This is a genomic window from Geobacillus sp. Sah69 (assembly GCF_001414205.1).
Classification (GTDB): Bacteria; Bacillota; Bacilli; order Bacillales; family Anoxybacillaceae; genus Geobacillus; species Geobacillus stearothermophilus.
The window spans coordinates 14973-33916 of record NZ_LLKS01000066.1; the positions used below are offsets into that span (position 1 = coordinate 14973).

General features: G+C 48.2%; 10 protein-coding genes and 2 pseudogenes. 10 read left to right on the forward strand and 2 right to left on the reverse strand.

Annotation, left to right across the window (positions count from 1 at the left end):
* Nucleotides 1–140 precede the first annotated feature (140 nt).
* The 6 genes from AP057_RS14355 to AP057_RS14380 all read left to right on the forward strand — a co-directional run bounded on the left by AP057_RS14355 (nt 141) and on the right by AP057_RS14380 (nt 12431).
* The gene (locus AP057_RS14355) at nt 141–3902 is read left to right on the forward strand and encodes a bifunctional RecB family nuclease/DEAD/DEAH box helicase (RefSeq protein WP_055359049.1); all 3762 of its coding nucleotides are present in this window, start codon (nt 141–143) and stop codon (nt 3900–3902) included.
* Between the two features lie 407 nt (nt 3903–4309).
* Nucleotides 4310–6256, forward strand: a complete 1947-nt coding sequence (locus tag AP057_RS14360; RefSeq protein ID WP_055359050.1) for a MotA/TolQ/ExbB proton channel family protein — start codon at nt 4310–4312, stop codon at nt 6254–6256.
* Nucleotides 6253–6924: an OmpA family protein gene (locus AP057_RS14365; RefSeq protein WP_055359051.1), complete on the forward strand. Its 672-nt coding sequence runs from the start codon at nt 6253–6255 to the stop codon at nt 6922–6924. The genes AP057_RS14360 and AP057_RS14365 overlap by 4 nt, the downstream gene beginning before the upstream one ends.
* A complete protein-coding gene (locus tag AP057_RS14370) occupies nt 6921–8201 on the forward strand; it encodes a hypothetical protein (protein WP_055359052.1) in 1281 nt (426 codons plus the stop codon). Before AP057_RS14365 ends, AP057_RS14370 begins: the two co-directional genes overlap by 4 nt.
* Nucleotides 8146–10770: a DEAD/DEAH box helicase gene (locus AP057_RS14375; RefSeq protein WP_055359053.1), complete on the forward strand. Its 2625-nt coding sequence runs from the start codon at nt 8146–8148 to the stop codon at nt 10768–10770. Before AP057_RS14370 ends, AP057_RS14375 begins: the two co-directional genes overlap by 56 nt.
* A gap of 227 nt (nt 10771–10997) precedes the next feature.
* The gene (locus AP057_RS14380) at nt 10998–12431 is read left to right on the forward strand and encodes a site-specific DNA-methyltransferase (RefSeq protein WP_055359054.1); all 1434 of its coding nucleotides are present in this window, start codon (nt 10998–11000) and stop codon (nt 12429–12431) included.
* Nucleotides 12432–12533: 102 nt separating this feature from the next.
* Here the strand turns inward: AP057_RS14380 and AP057_RS14385 are convergent, their stop codons facing one another.
* Entirely contained in the window at nt 12534–12845 is a 312-nt protein-coding gene (locus AP057_RS14385) for a hypothetical protein (RefSeq protein ID WP_055359055.1), read from the reverse strand.
* Between the two features lie 261 nt (nt 12846–13106).
* Nucleotides 13107–14610 (reverse strand): annotated as a pseudogene (locus AP057_RS14390) (NCS1 family nucleobase:cation symporter-1).
* Nucleotides 14611–14936: 326 nt separating this feature from the next.
* On the opposite strand from AP057_RS14390, the gene AP057_RS14395 reads away from it, so the two are divergent.
* The 4 genes and pseudogenes from AP057_RS14395 to AP057_RS14410 form a co-directional block, all read left to right on the forward strand.
* Nucleotides 14937–15827 carry a nitrilase-related carbon-nitrogen hydrolase gene (locus tag AP057_RS14395; protein ID WP_055359056.1) on the forward strand — a complete coding sequence of 297 codons (891 nt, stop codon included), beginning with the start codon at nt 14937–14939 and terminating at the stop codon, nt 15825–15827.
* Between the two features lie 74 nt (nt 15828–15901).
* A complete protein-coding gene (locus tag AP057_RS14400; protein ID WP_200910079.1) occupies nt 15902–17251 on the forward strand; it encodes an NAD(P)-dependent oxidoreductase in 1350 nt (449 codons plus the stop codon).
* Between the two features lie 19 nt (nt 17252–17270).
* Nucleotides 17271–18497: pseudogene (preA, locus tag AP057_RS14405) on the forward strand (NAD-dependent dihydropyrimidine dehydrogenase subunit PreA); the annotation flags it as partial.
* A gap of 152 nt (nt 18498–18649) precedes the next feature.
* The coding region (locus tag AP057_RS14410) for a DUF6431 domain-containing protein (RefSeq protein ID WP_082432221.1) at nt 18650–18944 on the forward strand (295 nt) is incomplete at its 3' end.

Sequence of the window (18944 nt, forward strand, 5' to 3'; positions counted from 1 at the left end):
ATTATAGCACATATGTTCTTGTCGGACAAGCACGAATGGTGTATATAGGAAAGCGTACAAACATATGATACAATGAATAAACAAACTGACAAGTCCCAGTGCGGATGTCGGCTAGTATGTTTTTAGAAAGGGATCGATGTATGCTTTACGTTTCTCCTGCCAAAATCGCAAGCTATTTTTATCACGAGTGCGAGCGGAATTTTTATTTTCAGTCGTTGGCGAAAGAACGGCGCAGCGAGCTCGATGTGCCGGAAGAGCTGTTTGAGCGGCCCGCGGTGCATCAGAGCGTGCTGCGCCGAGGGGTTGAGTGGGAAGAGGAAGTGATTACGACCTATTTGGCCGGCCAAGTGCAGATGGGGAAGCGAGAGCCTGGCGCACCGATTTCCCACTGCTATTTGGATGGAGAGGAGACGATCCGCGAGCTGAAGCAGCCGAGCAAGCGCTATTTATACCAGCCGACATTGATCGCGCCGCCGCGCTTTTACGAACGGTACGGGTTGGATCTGAAAGTGATCCGATTTGCGGCGTGCCGTCCGGATTTGATTGAGTGCATTCCGGGGCAAAACGGCTTTGTGTTCCGCATCATCGACATCAAATCATCAGATGTGTTAAAGATTTCCCACCGCGTGCAAACGGCGCTGTACGCGTTGATGTTGTCCTCGGTGTTAGAGGAGCACGGTGTTAAGGGCAGCGTCGATTTGCGCGAAGCCGGGATATGGACGTACAAAACCGAGCAGCCGCAGCTGACAGATATCGGACAGCTGCTTCCGTTTCTTGAGCAGTTTTTGGCTAGCGAATTGACGGCGCTGGCTGGGAAGCAACTTGATGAGCTGTTTTGGCATTTGGATTATCGCTGTGAATGGTGCCCGTTCTATGATTACTGTTTCGACAAAGCGCGGAAACAGTCGCATATTTCCCTCGTTCCGTACTTATCGAGTCATGCGTCCCGCTTTATCCGCGAGCGGCAGCTTCCGGAGACGATCGATGAGTTTCGCCAACTTCTTGAGCGTCAAGAAACGAGACACGTCCTAAAACAAAACGCTGGATTGGCGCGTCAACTTCGGCGGCTTGAAGCGCAGCTTGAGGCGATTGCGGAGGAAAAGGTCGTTCCGTATGACCAGGCGGTGACGCATATGCCGATATGGGAAGACATCCGTCTGATTCTCACCGCGCAACGCGATCCGTTGACGGGGAAGATTGCGGCGGCATCGTTGTACCGTGTTGGTGGAACAGACGTGTTTGGAACGGGATCGGAAATGCATCATGTTATCGCCGGTTCGTTTGAGGAATGCGACGAGGTTGGCCGAAAGCTGGCCGATGCGCTGGACCGCCTGCTTCAGACGGTGCACGATTACAACCGGGAGCGAGAGTGGCGGTCGCAAAAATCGGTGCAGGTGTATGTCATCGACAACTATGAATGGGACAATGTGCAGCAGCTACTTCAAGCGCTTTTGTTCGATCCAGACTATAACGAAAAAGCTGTTCGGCTGCTGTCGTATTTTCATAGCAGCTCACTAGCAAGTGCCAGCGACCACCCAAGCGAAATGGTTCCGCTTCCTGTCGTTGTGCTGACAACGGCTGTGAGCCAGCTGTTCGCCTTGCCGGCGCATGTCGCGTACCGTCTTGAAGACTTGTCGCGATATATTGCGGCCTACCATGATTCGCCGTTTCTGTACTCGGCGAGTGAGCGTTTTTCATTTCGTTTGACAAACGCCATGAAACTGGATATGCTGCACGACGCCTGGCAAACGGGGGACGAGGAAAAACGAAAAGCGGTCGAGAAGGAGCTGAGCCGCCGCCTTTGGGCCGCTCACAGCATCATTCAAGGAATCCGTGCGTGGGCCGAGAGCGTCGATCCTTCGCCACTTATGGTCTGGCCGGAAAAATTTGCGTTTCCTCATTCGGCTGATTACCGCGATCCGCTTGTGTCCAAGCTGGCGTTTATGGCGCGCTACGAGGCGCTATTAAACTACTTGGATATTCGCCAAAAGCGCCTGCTCCCGCTTTCGGAGCGGCTTGAGAACGGAGTGACGCTTCATGTCACGTACCTTGGCGGCGATCGGTTCCGATTGAACAACCGCCAGGCGCTTGAAGCGATCGACCAGAAGGCGAGCTGGCTTTTGACGGAGTGCAATGAGGAAGGGGAAAAGGCGCAACAGACGTTTTCTGATCATAAGTACGCCAGTGAATGGAAGACGCCCCAACGGGTCAATTTGTACTTTACCCGCATTCGCGCCATCGAAGATAATGGCAAGACAGCTGAACTCGAGCTCGAGTTGCCCAAATGGCTCGACCGGTTCCCGCTTGTGGAAGGAGGGGAGTATTGGCTGTCGCTTCGGCATGCGGATTTTACCACCCCGCGCGTCTTGCAGGCGTTGCAACAGTTGGATAAGGACAATCATCGCATCTTGGACTTGATTCGCGATCCGATTCGCTATCGGAAAACGTTTCGTCCCAACTGGGATGCAGAGGAAGTCAAGGCGCTTCTCCGCCAAAGCGGGTTGACAAAAAGCCAGCGTCAGGCGTTTCTCCACTTTCTCCGTCATACGTTGACGCTCGTCTGGGGGCCGCCTGGCACCGGGAAAACGCATTTTATTGCCGTCGCTCTTCGGCTGCTTATGCCGATTTACGAAAAGCAGGGGCGCAGGCTTGCCATTCTTGTTTCGGGTTTCACCCATGCGGCGATCGAAAACGTTCTGCGCAAAATTCAGGAGCTTGCGCCGCGGCGCAGCGTCCATATCGCGAAACTTGGTGAGATTCAGACGGAAAACGCCAAAGGAATCGCCGAGGTGGCGGACCGTGACCTTCCCCGATGGCTGGGCAACGGCGGGCATCGGGTGCTTGGCGCCACGCTGTACGGCATTCAAAGAGCGTATGAAAAAGGCTGTCTAGAAGAGTTTGACGTCGTCATTCTGGATGAGGCGTCGCAAATCCGCGTGGCCGATTCACTGTTGGCGCTGCGCCATGTCAAAAAAGCAGGCAGGCTGCTTATCGTCGGCGACCATTTCCAGCTGCCGCCAATCATTCAAGGGACGTATGCGGCCGCGGAAGGGGAACCGCACCTGTTCGACTCGATTTTCCGCCTGCTGTTTGACGCGGATGTGGAGAAGCGGTATACCCGCCAACTGACGGACAATTTCCGCATGAACGAGGCGCTTTGCCGCTACCCGGCCGAACGGATTTACAGCTCCCAGTATACCGCGTTCACCCGCCAGATTGCCGAGCAAACGTTGGCGCTCGCCGATGCCCCAACTGCCGATGAATGGGTGGAAGCGGCGATCGACCCTGACTATCCGCTTGTCGTCTGCACGTATGACGGCGTGTACGGTGCCCAAGAAAACGAGGCGGAAGCGCGCTGGGTGGCGAGCATCGCGAAGGTGTTGCGGGAACGGCTTCTCGACAGCGAGGAAAAACGGTACGATGACTCATCAGAAGGCGACCAAGCGTTTTGGCGCCGCGGGCTGTTTATCATCTCGCCGCATCGGGCGCAAATCCGCGCCATTCGCCGTGAGCTTGAACACCAAGGACTGCGTCCGCCGTTTTTCGTCGATACGGTTGATAAAATGCAAGGGCAAGAAGTGGATGCGGCGATCATCAGCTACGGCGTCGCCGATCCGGAACTGGCTGTGATGGAAGGGGAGTTCATCTACAGTTTGAACCGCCTCAACGTTTCGCTCACACGGGCGCGGAAAAAGGCGATCCTCTTCCTCTCACGCCAACTCATGTCGCCGCCGCTTCAGGTGATCGGCAACGAGGAATACCGTGAAGGAGTCAACTTTATGGTTGGGCTTGAGCAGTACGCTTTACGTCATGGGGAAGCGCAAACGTTTATGGTCGACGGTGTTGCGCTGCAAATGTACCGAGTCAGTCGTCCGAAGATGGAAAACATGGACACTCTATGAAGCTGCTGAGTTTGACAGGAAAAAAGGATGAATCAAGGCGCTGTTCAACTTGAGAAATTCTTTGATGCATCCGAGAATCCCCCATTTTCTTGCTCAAAAACCGCATAAACAGTCGCCATCCGCTATGCCGCCTTCTCCGTTTGTTGGCTCGTTTTGTTTTCTGTGCCGGAGGAGGGAGGGCATGGCGATTTTTTTGGACGGCCAAGTCATCTATATAATTGTTATTTTGTTACATATTGCCGATAGGTCGTAACGCCTGTAAAATGATTTTGTAAGAATCGGAGAGAAGAACGCTTTTTGCCATTCCAGTGAATAATCAGATGAACAGCGAAGGGGACGAATGGAACGGATTGGATTTTTCTTAGCAACAGATAACTTTACACAATAGAAAGCGCGGGTGAGGGACGTTGTATACCGTTTTTGAGACGTTGTTTTCCTTGATTAACAAAATCGGAAATGAAGGTTTTACTGATTTGTTTCTTTATTTTCAGTTTAGTTTGTTTTTGGTGATGGCTGTTTGGCAGTTTGTCCGCATTCATAGGGAGATTGCGGTGATGAACCAGTTGAAGCCAAAGCTTTTGGAATTAAACCGTCCTTTAGATGGAAGCGTCTACGAGATTGATCAGGCCATTCACAATCTTTTTGCCCAAGTGAAAAAGTCGAAATATAAAGAACTTTGGGAGCGGTATTATAATCGCGTATCGCAGAAAAATGAGGATGAGCGCATTAATGTAGAGCCGTTTTTTGGATTTGATGTGATGTACCATCATATGGGCTACCGAACATTGATGGACATGGGGGCGGGCATTCACGTCAGTCTCGGTGTTCTTGGCACTTTCGTTGGTCTCTCGGTAGGATTGGCTCAATTGCATGTCAGTGATACAGAAATGTTGCGGTCTGGAATTGATAGTTTAATAAATGGGATGAAAGTCGCCTTTTACACTTCTGTATGGGGCGTGTTGCTTTCTTTAATATGGACGATGTTCGACCGCTGGATCAGTGGCGTGCTTGAGCGCAATATCGACTGGCATTCCGAGCGGCTTGACTTTTTGCTTAGCACCGATGATGAGGAGCTGTTTCTTAACCGTTTAGAAAAGTTATCACGCCACCAGGCTGACCATCTGAAGACGCTGCTGACTGATGCGCTTGAAAGGGCGATGCAGCCGATCGCTCTATCGCTTCAGCAGTCGCACGGCAGCCTGCAGCAAGCGTTCGGTCAGCTTCATGACCAGTTCGCCCAGCTGCATGAAGGGATGGAGACGCAGGCGAAGCTGCTTGAGTCGCAAATTGAGTTGACAAAAAGTACAAGCGCCGATGTGACGAGTCGGCTTGTTGATGAGATTACAGGCGGGACACAACAGTCGATTGGAAAGTTTAGAGAGTTTGTCCAACAATCGCAAGTGCTTCACTCAGAAATGATGAAAACGATTGAGTCATTCACAAGCCGTTTTGCTTATACGGAAGAGCGACAGGCGATGACGCTTGAGCGGACGGAAAAAATGTTTGCGCAATTTGAAAAGATGGCTGGAGAACTTGAGCTGATGAAGGACAGCTATCAAAAAACGGCAGGCATAATGAACGGATTAGGAGAAACGTTTTATCAGTTGCAGCAGCTGACAAAAGACCATCTCCCAGTCCAACAAGAAGTGATGCGGAGCAACCAGTTGCTCGCTCAAAAATACGACGATCTGGTGGATCGTTTTACCCACTTTAATGCGCAGGTCGAAACGCATTACAGCCAGTTGCTCGAACAGCTTGTTCATGCTGCATCTTCCCTTTCCGCGTCCTTTCAAACGATGGCGAACAAGTTTGAGGAGTCTCTCCGCATTCAAAAAGAATCGCTGCATGATTCGCAGCAGCTGCTCGGCGATGTCCAGTCGGCTGTGGCTGCGCTGTCCCCGCTCGTTTCCGAATTGCGCGAAACGTTCAATCGCGTTCGCGAGCTGAAGGAGCAGCTGCTTAAAATGCAGGAAGCGCAAAAACAGCTTCTTCCAGAGCTTGTGCAGCTGCGTGCGCAGACAAATGAAACGGTGGAGGAAGCATTACAAACGACGAAAGTGTACATGAATGAGATGACAGAGCAAATCGCGACGCTGCAGCAAAACTGGGCGATGACGAAAGAACAGTTGGCGAAGATTACAGAAGCCCTTCATCTTTCAATGAAAGATTTTGCGGAGAACATTGACAGCGGTCTAAGCAAAACGTATCAACACTTTGATGAGACGTTGACAAAAGCCGTTCAGGAAGTGAGCGGGCTCGTTTATCAGTTCAGTGAGGTTCAGAACGATTTCATTGAGAATATGGAAGACTTAGTCGATCATCTGGATAAATGGAAAGCAGGGGCTTCAACATGAAATATCGGAGACGGACGGAAGTTAATTATTGGATGTCCTATGCGGATTTAATGAGCGCCATGTTGATGGTGTTTGCCTTGTTGTTGATGTTTGTCATCCTTGACTACCGTGAATTGTTAGAAGAGAAAGAAAAACAAATTGAAGAGGTTGTCAGCGTCAAAACGGAGATCATTCGGGCTTTAACAGAAGCGTTTAAGAAGTCGAATCTAGCCATTGAGATTGATCAGCAAACAGGAGCCATCCGCTTTCCCGGCAGCATTTTGTTTGAATCGAACTCGGCGGAAATTTCTCCGGAGGGGAAGGCGTTTTTGCAACAATTTATTCCTAAGTATATGGGGATTTTATTGCAGGATCGGTTTAAAGATGAAATTTCAAGTATCATTATCGAAGGACATACCGACCGAAATGGGACGTACATGTACAACATGTCTTTGTCACAGCGACGGGCATACGCCGTTTTAGAGTATATTTATAGTAAAGAGTTTCCTAATTTTAAAGAGCGGGAGCTGTCGAAAAAGTACATTACTGCAAATGGCCGGAGCTTCAGCAATCCGCTGACGGATGAAAACGGCAAGTATGATCCTGACCGATCACGCCGGGTTGAATTTTTATTCCGTCTTAAGGACGATGAAGCAATTAAAGCCATTGAAAAGTTGGTGAACGAATGAAGTATGAGTATGAACCGGTATTGCTGAAACGATGGCTGCGCGAAGTGCGTCCGCCTCTTTTGGAGAAAACAATGGAAAACAGCAATGAGAAATATCGGGGGCTGCTCGAACGGCTGTCCGACCAGTTTGCGGGGCTAGTCGATGCACCGTCTTCGGCATTCGAACAATGGGTCAAACAGTTGTCGAGGCGGGAAAAGATTCTTTTGCCAAACTTATATAAAAAAGAGCTTCCGGAAGAGATGAAAAAAGCGATGATTGATGTGATCCAGCAACACGTTCGTCATGAGCGCCGCCTTTTTCGTGTGTTGGTCGATGTGTTGTATGAAACATGTGATTTGGATGAAATTTGGAAGCTTTTACGCTATGCTTATGCCTCTCATATCGAAAAAATTGAAAAAAGAATGGAAAAAGAAAAGAGCGAAAAATGGCGGCGTTATTTGTCAAGCAAAGACCCGATTGTATATTTGGCGACGACGGCGTATGAAAGCGAGAAAGGCATTTTAGAGGAATTGGAGACGTTTTATTTAACGAAAAATTTCCCGTTGTTTAAACTCGTGCTGATGGAAATTTTCCAGCTGGCCGATGAATCGTTTTTTCTCAAAGAACAAGAGTTGTACCGGGATATGTTTGTTTCTTCGACAAATGAGCAGCAACAAAAAATGGCGAACGCATTGATCAAAAAGTGCAAACTGAATCACGTCAAGCCGCTCGGAAGATTGATATTTGAAAAGTTGCAAACGTATCACAGAAAACCAATGCTATGGAGATATGTCGGGGAAGAGGAAAAGCAGCGGTTTGCTCGGTGGATTATGAGGTTGGAATTGAAAGACTTTTTTGGCGGCGTGAATAAAAACCATGAACGGTTTCAATATTGGGAAAAGTTTATTCCAAAGCTAGAGGATGTCGTTGTGACGGATGAACGCACGACGTTGATTATGTATTTTCATGACGTTGTCATTATGGAAGTGCTCGGAACTGGGGCGGTTTATATTTACCGCGCCGACGTATTCCGGCGCCATTTTCAGCCCAAAATCGACCGGATGCTCGCCGAACGCGAGCAGTTTGCCAACAAGGCGTGGCGAAAAGTGCGGGAAGTGAAACGAACCGAGCTGATGGATAGAGATTTGACAATTCCAGGCGGCTGGCTGCGCCATAACGGTGGGTGGCAATGGAAATTTGATGAATGGCTTCGCCGAGAACTCGGCTGGGAGGTAAGAAGGGATGTTCTTCTTCAAAAAGAAACGGAAAATGATGAAGGCAGTTTTGACGCCGAATGAGGATGGGATTCATTTTTCGTTTCAGTTGCATGACGGCAAAACCGTCGCCGAACTGAAGCTGCCTATGGCCAAAGAAGACATCGAAAAATATTACAAAGTGCAAGGATTTCAGCAGTATGTCGCTTGGGAGGAGCTTTACGACTCGGGCGTTCTTGTCGATTCGACTTTGCCGTATAGCGAGTATTATGAATTGCTGAAAGACGAAAGCGCCAAAGAAGTGCTCCAACATTTAGGGCTTCCCGTTGTTGAGGAGCAAGTGGGCGGAAAGCTCTCACTTCGTTCGTTGCCGCATGAAGCGGACTTAGTTTTGCAACTGTTTGATGCAGGCGGGCGCAACTTAGATCGGGTTGGGAAGCAGGCTGGGGCGATTTATGTGCTGCCAGACCGTCTCATGTTGCTCCCGGAACGCGTATATCGGCTGAAACAAGCGCTTTTGGGATCGTACGAATCAGGATATGAAAAAATCGGCATTTGCCAACAGCTGGCCAACGAAGCAGGAATTGAACTTGAAAACTTTTTACAAAACGAAACGTATCACGTCGTTGATGCGTACGATGTGGACGTTGCTGTGCACCGCCATGACCATATCGAGCTTGTCGTTAAAGGACGAAATGAGGAGGAAACCCGCCATCTTCAACGACTGCAACGGGTTAGCAGCATAAAAAAAGGCCATGGGCGCAGCCGTTTCGTCAGCACGGAGCAGGTTCATGCTGATATGATGCATTTGCAGCAAAAACGGCATATTACGGGAGAAGAAGTGCCGCTGTTTTTGGAAAATCCGGCTGCCGTCTTGCCTGAGCATGATTATTTATTTGATTTGGACCAGTTTTCAGAACGTGTCCGCGGCCTTATCCCGATTGAACGGGTTCGCCCTTTTTTTCATGAGCGGACCGGAATGCAATGGTTTGATGAGGAGAGCGGGCATACCGTTCCGTACGATGAGACGTTTTTGCGCGAACTGATGGAAAAATATCCGGATCAGCAATATGTCGAATACAACGGCAAATGGATTTACCTAGATCCTTTATTGCGCCGGAAGCTGCTGCAGCTGCCGAAAGACGCCGATGAAGCGTTGAAGCGCCGGTATATTCTTGATATTAAAGATAACGAAGAACAACTTGAATACAAGATAGACAGCGCCCAAGAGGCATCATGCCGGCGCTATCCGATTCCATCCGAGCTGCAAGCGGAGCTTTTTCCGCATCAAATCGAAGGCTTTGAGTGGCTCTGTCACTTGGCAGAGCAAGAAAGGGGCGGCCTGCTTGCCGATGATATGGGGCTTGGAAAAACCATTCAAGTCATTGCGTTTTTGCTGCATCAAAAAGCAAATGGGCGGTTGAAGCCGACGTTGATCGTCCTGCCGATAGCCCTTATTGAGAACTGGGTGGCGGAAATCGAAAAGTTTGCCCCAAGCTTGTTGGACGGTTTATATATTCATAAAGGAAGAGGACGGTTGTCTTCGTCGCAGCTCATTTCACAGTTTGATATCGTTTTGACAAGCTATGACACGCTCAAAATGGACCAGCTTCTGTTGGGGAAAATTGAATTTCAAGCGATTATTTGTGATGAGGCGCAAAACATTAAATCTCATACTAGCCAGCGCTCACGCGCCATTCGCGCCATGCAAGGACGTTTCCGTTTAGCGATGACCGGCACGCCGGTCGAAAATAGTTTAGACGAACTTTGGGCGATTATGGACTTTGTCCAGCCCGGCGCTTTAGGCTCTCTAAAAGAATTTCGCTTCCGCTATGTAGAAACGTCGGACTATGATGCGTTGCTTGCGGCCCTCCAACCGTACTATTTGCGCCGCACGAAGCAACAAATTCTCGATGGCCGTTTGCCTAAAAAACACCTTGTTCCGCCGATTTATGTTGAAGCTTCGCCCATACAGAAGGAGATTGCCCAGTCAATGCTGGCCACAAAAGAAGTTGGTCAGGTCGCCATTTTGAATATGATTATGAGACTCCGTCAACTGTACGGCCATCCCGGTGCGGTCATTCCGAAATATGAACAGCTCTCTTATCAAGAAGTGCCGAAGCTGAAAGAAACGATGCACATCATTGAAACGATTCGGCAAAAGGGAGAGAAAGTGCTCATCTTTACTGAATTTCGCAAACTACACTTTCTTTTAAAACGAATCTTTATGGAGACATACGGCATTTCTGTTCCAGTGATTGATGGCGATACGAAAAATCGGCAATTGATTGTTCGACGTTTTAATGAAATGCAAGGCTTTGGCATTATGATTTTATCCCCAAAAGCGGCCGGCGTCGGCTTGACGATCACAAGTGCCAACCATGTGATTCATTACACAAGATGGTGGAATCCAGCGGTCGAAAATCAAGCAACTGACCGTGCATATCGCATCGGCCAGCAAAAGGACGTGTATGTCTACCATATTATTACGAGGGACAGTTCCCACTTTCCGCAGGGAACAGTAGAGGAATTGATGCATGAATTGCTTGAAAGCAAGCGCCATTTAGCCGAAAATGTCATTATTCCGTTTAATATGAGCGAGATCCAGCAAGCGGTCGCTGAGAAGGTGGTGGGGCGAAGACAGCTTGTGTAAAGCGTTGTTTTCGTGTTCGATCGGCGGATTCTCTTGTCTGATAAGGGAATCGCTTCGCATGAAACGTTCTACGTTCCGCTTCCGTTTGCAGGAGGTGGGGATATTTTTTAGCTAAGAGTTGTGGCAGGAAAACGGTTTGCCATGGCGAAATATTGGAAATACGATCTCTTTTTCGTGGACAAAAAAACGTTGCGGACAAGATGGCGGAGGGGAAGGGAGGGCGTGCCATGGCAAATGCCGGCGGGAGAAGACCGGTGTCGGATGCAAGGCTTGAGGTGATCAAAAAGCTCTTTCCGGAAGCGGTTGTGGATGGGGGCATCGATTGGGAGTGGCTGAAGAGGGTGTTTGGCGGTCACAAACGGCAGGAAGCATATGAGTTCATGTGGCCGGGGAAGGCAGAGGCGAGGCGGCTCGCTGAAACGCCTGCGTCCGGAGTATTGCGGCCGGATCAGGCAGCGAGCAAGCAGTGGGAGACAACAAACAATTGGTATATTGAAGGGGACAATTTAGAAGTATTAAAACTGCTGCGGACGTCGCATGCAGGGGCCATCCAAATGATTTACATCGACCCGCCGTACAATACAGGAAAAGTGCTCACGTACAAAGACAATTGGCGCAAGGGGAAAGCCGTTGTTTCTAGCGGGATCCAGGAAGAAGCGTGCGGCCATGCCGGCTGGCTGAATATGATGTACCCGCGCCTTTGGGTGGCGAGAACGCTGTTGGCGGAGACAGGGGCGATGTTTATTTCTATTGATGATACAGAGCAGGCGAATTTGAAAAAAATGTGCGATGAAATTTTTGGCGAGCGGAATTTTGTCGCCACGTTCATTTGGCAGCGGGCGTTTTCCCCTGTGAATATGAACAAGTTTGCCTCGCGCAACCATGACTTCATCCTCTGTTACGCGAAAAATATCGATCGTTTAGCTTGGTACGGCTTGCCGCGCCATCCGGAAGCGAACGGGCGGTATGCCAATCCGGACAACGACCCGCGCGGGCCGTGGACGTCAGGAGATTTGTCGGTCGGTCCGCCGGTTCCGGAAAAAATTTATGACATCGTGACCCCGGGCGGCCGGGTCGTTTCCCCGCCGAACGGGTATTGCTGGCGGGTGACGAAAGAGCGCTTCACCGAACTGGTGGAAGACAACCGCATTTGGTTTGGCAAAGACGGCAATGGGGTGCCGCGCCTGAAGCGGTTTTTAAGCGAAGTGAAGCCGACGGTGACACCGCTTACGATTTGGACGCATGATGAGGTGTCCCATTCGCAGGAGGCGAAAAAAGAGCTGAAGGAGCTGTTCGATGGGCTGGCGGTGATGGATTACCCGAAGCCGGTGAAGCTCATTCAGCGCATGGTGGCGTTGACAACGAAGGACAATGACATCATCCTCGACTTTTTTTCCGGCTCGGCGACAACGGCCCATGCCGTCATGCAGCAAAACGCTGAAGACGGCGGCCGGCGGTCGTTTCTCATGGTGCAACTTCCCGAGCCGCTTGCGGAAACGTCGGCGGCCTATCGGGTGGGGTTTCGAACGATTTGCGACATCGGCCGCGAGCGCATCCGCCGTGCGGGAGAGAAAATCGTCCGTGAAACGGGGAAGACAGAGCTTGATATTGGCTTTCGCGTATTTCGGTTCGAGAAGAAATCGAAGCAGCCCGCTCGCTAGGTGGACGGGCTGCTTTTCGATTCGGCTGATGAAAAGCGCTTTGGTAAAACAGGCGTTGCGTCTATGTTCCGAGTCCCTGATGTCCGTCGTTTCAGGCGCTTTTTACAATGACGCCTCAGCCCAACGGTCGTTGACAAAGACGTCGTACTCCGCAGCAATCGTTTCTTTAAGCTCCGCCAAGGACGGAATGCCTTCGGCGAACGTGTAGGTGTCAAGGCAAATGAGGGAGTATTCGTCGCCGGGATCAAATACGATGGTGACGACTTCTTCCGTTCCAGCGTCCACTTGCCGGATGGTGTCGCCGTCTTCCGGCTCCACGAGTACGTTTTGGTACGTTTCGCGGATGACATAGTAGCCTTCTTGCAATTGTTCAGTGAATAGATGTTCGATGTCCGTCAGTTCGTGGACGATCATGTTTAGGCCTCCTGATTTGTGAAATTATGCTCAATGTCATTATATAACGTAGTCGTTGTCGATATAATAGATGTTGTGGAAAGTTCGAAAAGTTGTCATTTTGTATGCCAAGCGTAGATAAGGTTGGGGGCAGGATTGACAAGGAAAAATAGCAGCTTCCTGCAAAAAGGCATCGCCCTCGTGGGAGGGCGATGTCAGCGTTTAACCAGTAACACTGCTTGCCTTCTGTCATCGATAGGCTGTTTAGGTGTAAATGACTCATTATTTTGCCATTTCTGTAGGACAGGGATGTTTTGAATCGAAAAGGGTGATTTGTTCATACTCTCCTTCCTTTAATACGCTTTGGTCGTGTTTCATTAAGTAGGTGTAGACAACGATTGCAATGAACAATCCGAATGTCCACGCGTTGTCCCAAAGAAAACGAAGCGGTGGTATGAATAAACCAAGGACAGGAATAACAACTCCTACAATCAGTGCGTACACTCCGTTTTTGTTGAACCCATTTGCATAATTGTAACGGCCATTCGGTTTGTACAGTTCCTTTAGGTGCAACTGTCTTCGGCGAACGAGCCAGTAGTCCGCAATAGCAATGCCATCAATGGGTCCAAGCAAAGCGGCGTATGTGCCAAGCCAGCCGAATATATAATTTCCAAAATTAGACATAATATACCATGGCTGCAATAAAATAGCGAATAGTCCTGTGATAATTGCGCCAATTCCAAATGTAATTCGCTTCGGATATAAATTTTCGATCGCTCGGGCAGGGGCAACCACGTTGGCACCCACATTAATAGTTACAGAAGAGATGACAATAATAATAGTCCCTAACAGAATGACAAATGGGGGAAATTTAGCTAACAGCTGGATCCCAAATGGCTTGACCAAAAATCACAATGGTTGCTGAGGTTACGGCAATTCCGATAAATGAAAAAACAGTCATTGTAATAGGCAAGGATAAACTTTGGGCAACCATTTGTGATTTCTGACTCTGTGCGTATCGGCAAAAATCAGGGATGTTTAATGCCAATGTGGCCCAAAAGCCGATGACGCCAGTTAAAGAAGGGAAAAAGACTTTCAAAAATTCACCGGTTGTTTCGAACTTAGAAGGAGTCTCTAAAATCGGTCCCCATCCTCCGGCGTTCGTAAATGCCCAAATGAGCAAAATGATGGAAGAAATCCCGACAACAGGTGCAGCCACTGCGCTTAGCTTTTTGATGCCTTCTGGGCCTCTATAAGCAATGCTGATATTTAAGATCCAAAATAATGCAAATACAATGGCTGTATGTCCCGGTAAATTCCCCCACGAAGAGAATGATGCCATGAGTAATGTGTCAATGGCTTCTGTTCCGATCCACGTATTGATTCCAAACCATCCGGCTGCTACAAGGGCTCGGGCTAAAGTGGGAATATGGGCGCCTTTATCTCCAAACCAAAGCCGGGCAAACACAGGATAAGGAATCCCGAATTTTGTTCCTGCATGAGAGTTTAATAAAATCGGAATAAGGACGATCACATTCCCCAGAAAAATGGTACCAACAGCTTGCCACCAGTTCATTCCTAAAGCAATCATGCCGCTGGCCATGGTGTATGAAGGGATGCATAAACACATTCCAATCCACAATGTAGCAAAATTGATTCCTTTCCATGAATGTTCTTGCCTTGTTGTCGGACGCAAGTCATCATTCCATAAAGGACTTCTACTGGCTTCTTGTGCGGCTTCCTCCGTCAAGACCACAATCCCATTGTGTTCAATTTGTGTTTTCATTCATATCCCCCTTTTTTAAAAATCAGTGTATAAAAGATAAATTTAAGAAAATTCTATCTATAATATGTACATTTTTCATTATACGATTTGTTAAATAAGAAAAAGAGAAATCTATTCATTATGTAAAATGTGTAACTATTCCTCACATTTTGATGTTCTCAATCCTAGGGAGTAACTTGGTCTAGTTGTATATTTATTTCGCTGAAATTTACATAGTGAACAATCAATGTTTTCTATTATTTAACAAAATGTATAATGAAAAGCTGGTGATTTACTATGTAGAATATTCTTAAAGTTCGATAAAATGAAGAAGGAGTGATTGGAGCATGGCTGATCAAGTGACCATCGGTTTGATCCAAGCTTCTCATAATGTGCATGGGGACGAGCCGGTCGAGGTTCATAAGGAAAAGGCGATTGAAAAGCACATCAAGCTTGTCAAGGAGGCAAAAGATCGGGGAGCACAAATCATCTGTTTGCAAGAGATTTTCTATGGCCCGTATTTCTGCGCCGAGCAAAATACAAAATGGTATGAGGCGGCGGAAGAAATTCCAAATGGTCCGACGACCAAAATGTTTCAGGAAATAGCAAAACAGCTGGGGGTAGTGATCGTTCTACCGATTTATGAAAGGGAAGGAATTGCTACTTACTATAATACGGCAGCTGTCATTGATGCCGATGGAACCTACTTAGGAAAGTATCGCAAACAGCATATTCCGCATGTCGGGGTAGGAAACGAGGGCTGTGGATTTTGGGAAAAATTTTATTTTAAGCCTGGAAATTTAGGCTATCCGGTATTTGATACCTCATTTGCCAAGATCGGCGTTTATACTTGTTATGACCGTCATTTCCCAGAGGGAGCGCGAATTTTAGGACTAAAAGGCGCTGAAATTGTGTTCAATCCATCCGCTACGGTAGCAGGTCTCTCCGAATATTTATGGAAACTGGAACAACCGGCTCATGCCGTTGCCAATGGTTATTACGTGGCTGCCATCAATCGGGTTGGATATGAAGCGCCGTGGAACATGGGAGAGTTTTACGGGCAGTCTTACTTGGTTGATCCTAGAGGGAACTTTGTGGCCATGGGCAGCCGTGATCAAGATGAAGTGGTGATTGGCGTCATGAATAAGAAGATGATTCGGGAAGTGCGCGATACTTGGCAATTTTACCGTGATCGTCGTCCGGAAACCTATAGTGAAATGACGGCCTTACTTCCATAGAAAGTAACGAGAAAGGGGAGGAGGGAATGACTCTATTCCCTTTCTTTAAAAATGACGCGTCGAGGGGGATGGAGATGGAGCAATCACGTTTGGAAAAGAACTTTGAAGAAGTAGAGCCTGGCTTGACAGATCGAGAAGCAATGGAAGAAGCGAATCGATGTTTGTACTGTTATGACGCTCCTTGTATTCGAGCTTGTCCGACAGGGATTGATATCCCCGCTTTTATCAAAAAAATTGCTTCTGGGAATGTAAAAGGGTCAGCGAAAACGATTATGTTGTCAAACCCGGTTGGCGCCAGTTGTGCAAGAGTATGTCCGACAGAGGAATTATGTGAAGGGGCTTGTGTTTTAAATCATTCTACAAAACCCATTATGATTGGAAAATTGCAGCGATATGCGACCGATTGGGCGATCCGAAATAAAGAAGTGTTATTCCAAGCGGGACGAAAAAATGGAAAAACAGTGGCGATTGTCGGCGGCGGACCTGCTGGATTATCATCGGCCAGAGAACTAGCTCGTCTTGGGTATGAAGTGACCATTTTTGAAGCGGAGAACCAAGCAGGCGGGCTAAACACGTATGGCATTGTTTCTTTCCGCCTCCCTCAAAATATCTCGTTGTGGGAAGTCAATCAAATCAAAAGCTTAGGTGTGCAAATCCGCACGAATACAAGGGTTGGTAAGGATATTGAAGTAAACGAGCTCCTAGAAAATTATGATGCTGTTGTTTTAGCTGTTGGCATGGGGAAAGTGCCAAAGTTAGGAATCCCGGGAGAAGATTTGGACGGAGTATATGATGCCATTGAGTTGATTAAAGAGACGAAAACAAAACCGTTGACTGATCGGCTGGTAGGGAAAAGGGTAGTTGTGATAGGTGCGGGAAATACCGCGATTGATGCAGCTACCTGTTCGGTGCGTCTAGGAGCGGAAAATGTAAAAATTTTATATCGCCGAACGAAAGAAGAAATGACAGCTTATGAATTTGAGTATGAGTTTGCCAAACAGGATGGTGTCGAATTTCGTTGGCTAACAGCACCCAAAAGGATTATTGGCGACAGTAAGGGTAAGGTTACTCATGTTGAATGCGTTCGAATGGAATTGGGAGAACCAGACGCTGATGGCCGCCGTCGCCCTCTTCCGGTTAAGGGATCGGAATTTATTATGCCGGTTGATGTTGTTATTAAAGCCATTGGACAAGAGCGCCATATCGAATTGATTGAAGCTTTTGGATTAGAGCACGATCATGGCGTAGTCAAGGTGAATCCTGAAACTTATCAAACGTCGAATCCGAAGGTGTTTGCTTGTGGGGATGTGATTTTTGAAAGAGGAAAAGGCGAAGCGATGGTGGTGGTGGCAGCGCAGCAAGGGAAGGAAGCAGCTTACGGGATTCATCGATATTTGACAAAGGCAGTAAGTGAAACGGCCTAAATGAGAGGAGGGAACGGCAATGGCTGATTTAAGCATTAACTTAGCGGGAATCAAGTCCCCCAATCCATTTTGGCTCGCTTCCGCCCCTCCCACCAATTCAGGTTATCAAGTGCAAAGGGCATTTGAGGCGGGTTGGGGAGGAGCGGTATGGAAAACATTAGGGGAACCTATTTTGAATGTATCGTCCCGATTTGCGGCAATCAGTTTTAACGGACAGCGAGTCATGGGCTTTAACAATATTGAATTAATCACAGATCGTCCTCTTGAGGAAAATTTAAAGGAAATTTATGAGACGAAAAAACGTTTTCCTGACCGGGCTGTCGTTGCTTCTTTGATGGTCGAGCCCAAGCGCGAAAAATGGCATGAGATTGTGAAGCGAGTAGAAGATGTGGGCGTGGATGGGTTGGAACTCAATTTTGGCTGTCCGCATGGAATGGCGGAACGGGGGATGGGATCGGCATCAGGTCAAGTGCCAGAATTGGTCGAACGACAAACATATTGGGTCAAAGAGGTGGCACGCACCCCTGTCATTGTCAAATTAACTCCTAATATTACCGATATTACGGCGACCGCTGAAGCGGCTGCCCAAGGCGGGGCAGATGCCATCAGTTTGATCAACACAATCAATAGTCTCATGGGGGTGGACTTAGATACGTGGAATACGATTCCACATGTAGCAGGAAAGGGGGCGCACGGGGGATACTGCGGTCCAGCAGTAAAACCCATTGCTTTAAATATGGTGGCCGAATGCGCGCGACACCCGCGTATCCGCATCCCGATTTCGGGAATTGGCGGGATCTCCAATTGGAGAGATGCCGTTGAGTTTATGTTAATGGGAGCGACAGGAGTTCAAGTGTGCACGGCGGTTATGCACCATGGGTTTCGGATTATCGAGGATATGATTGAAGGGTTGAATCACTATCTTGATGAAAAAGGAATTGCTTCCGTAATGGATATTGTAGGGAAATCAGTGTCAAAGTATTCTGATTGGGGAGATTTGGACCTCAATTATAAGGTTGTGGCGCGAATTCATCGTGAGCGCTGTATTCAGTGCAATAAGTGCTACATTTCTTGTGAAGATGCTTCCCATCAATGCATTGAGCGTCTCGTAGACGAAAACGGAAAAGAATATTTAAAAGTGCGCGAAGAAGATTGTGTAGGATGCAATTTATGTTCCATCGTCTGTCCGGTTGACGGAGCGATTGAGATGGTCGAAGTGCCAAGCGAACATCCCCCGATGACATGGTGTAAATTATCACTTTATTTCGGAACAAAAGAGACATTTTTTTGCACATTCCTTCAGAAAGCCCTCTCCCCTTTTCTGAAAGAATGTGCTAAATTTTTTGTGAATTATTTCGGAAGAGAAAATCCATCGGTTCATAGGAGGGGGAGGAGGACGTGATTCAATTTCATGACTTTGGCATTGACGTCCAAACGTATGCAGAGCGTGGAAAAGAAAACGACTTCCCTCTTCTGAAAAAGTGTCCGCATTGCCGGGCCAAGCGCCCGTTGCACCGCCACGGTTACGATGAGCGAAACGCATTGACCCCACATGGTGATKATCGCATTTGGATTGTCCGGTATCGCTGTCGGGAATGCTTGAAGACGGTGAGTGTGCTGCCTTCCTTTCTCCTCCCGTATTTTCAGTATACGTTGTCCGCCATATGGCAAGTCGTGAAAGAGCAGTTGGGAT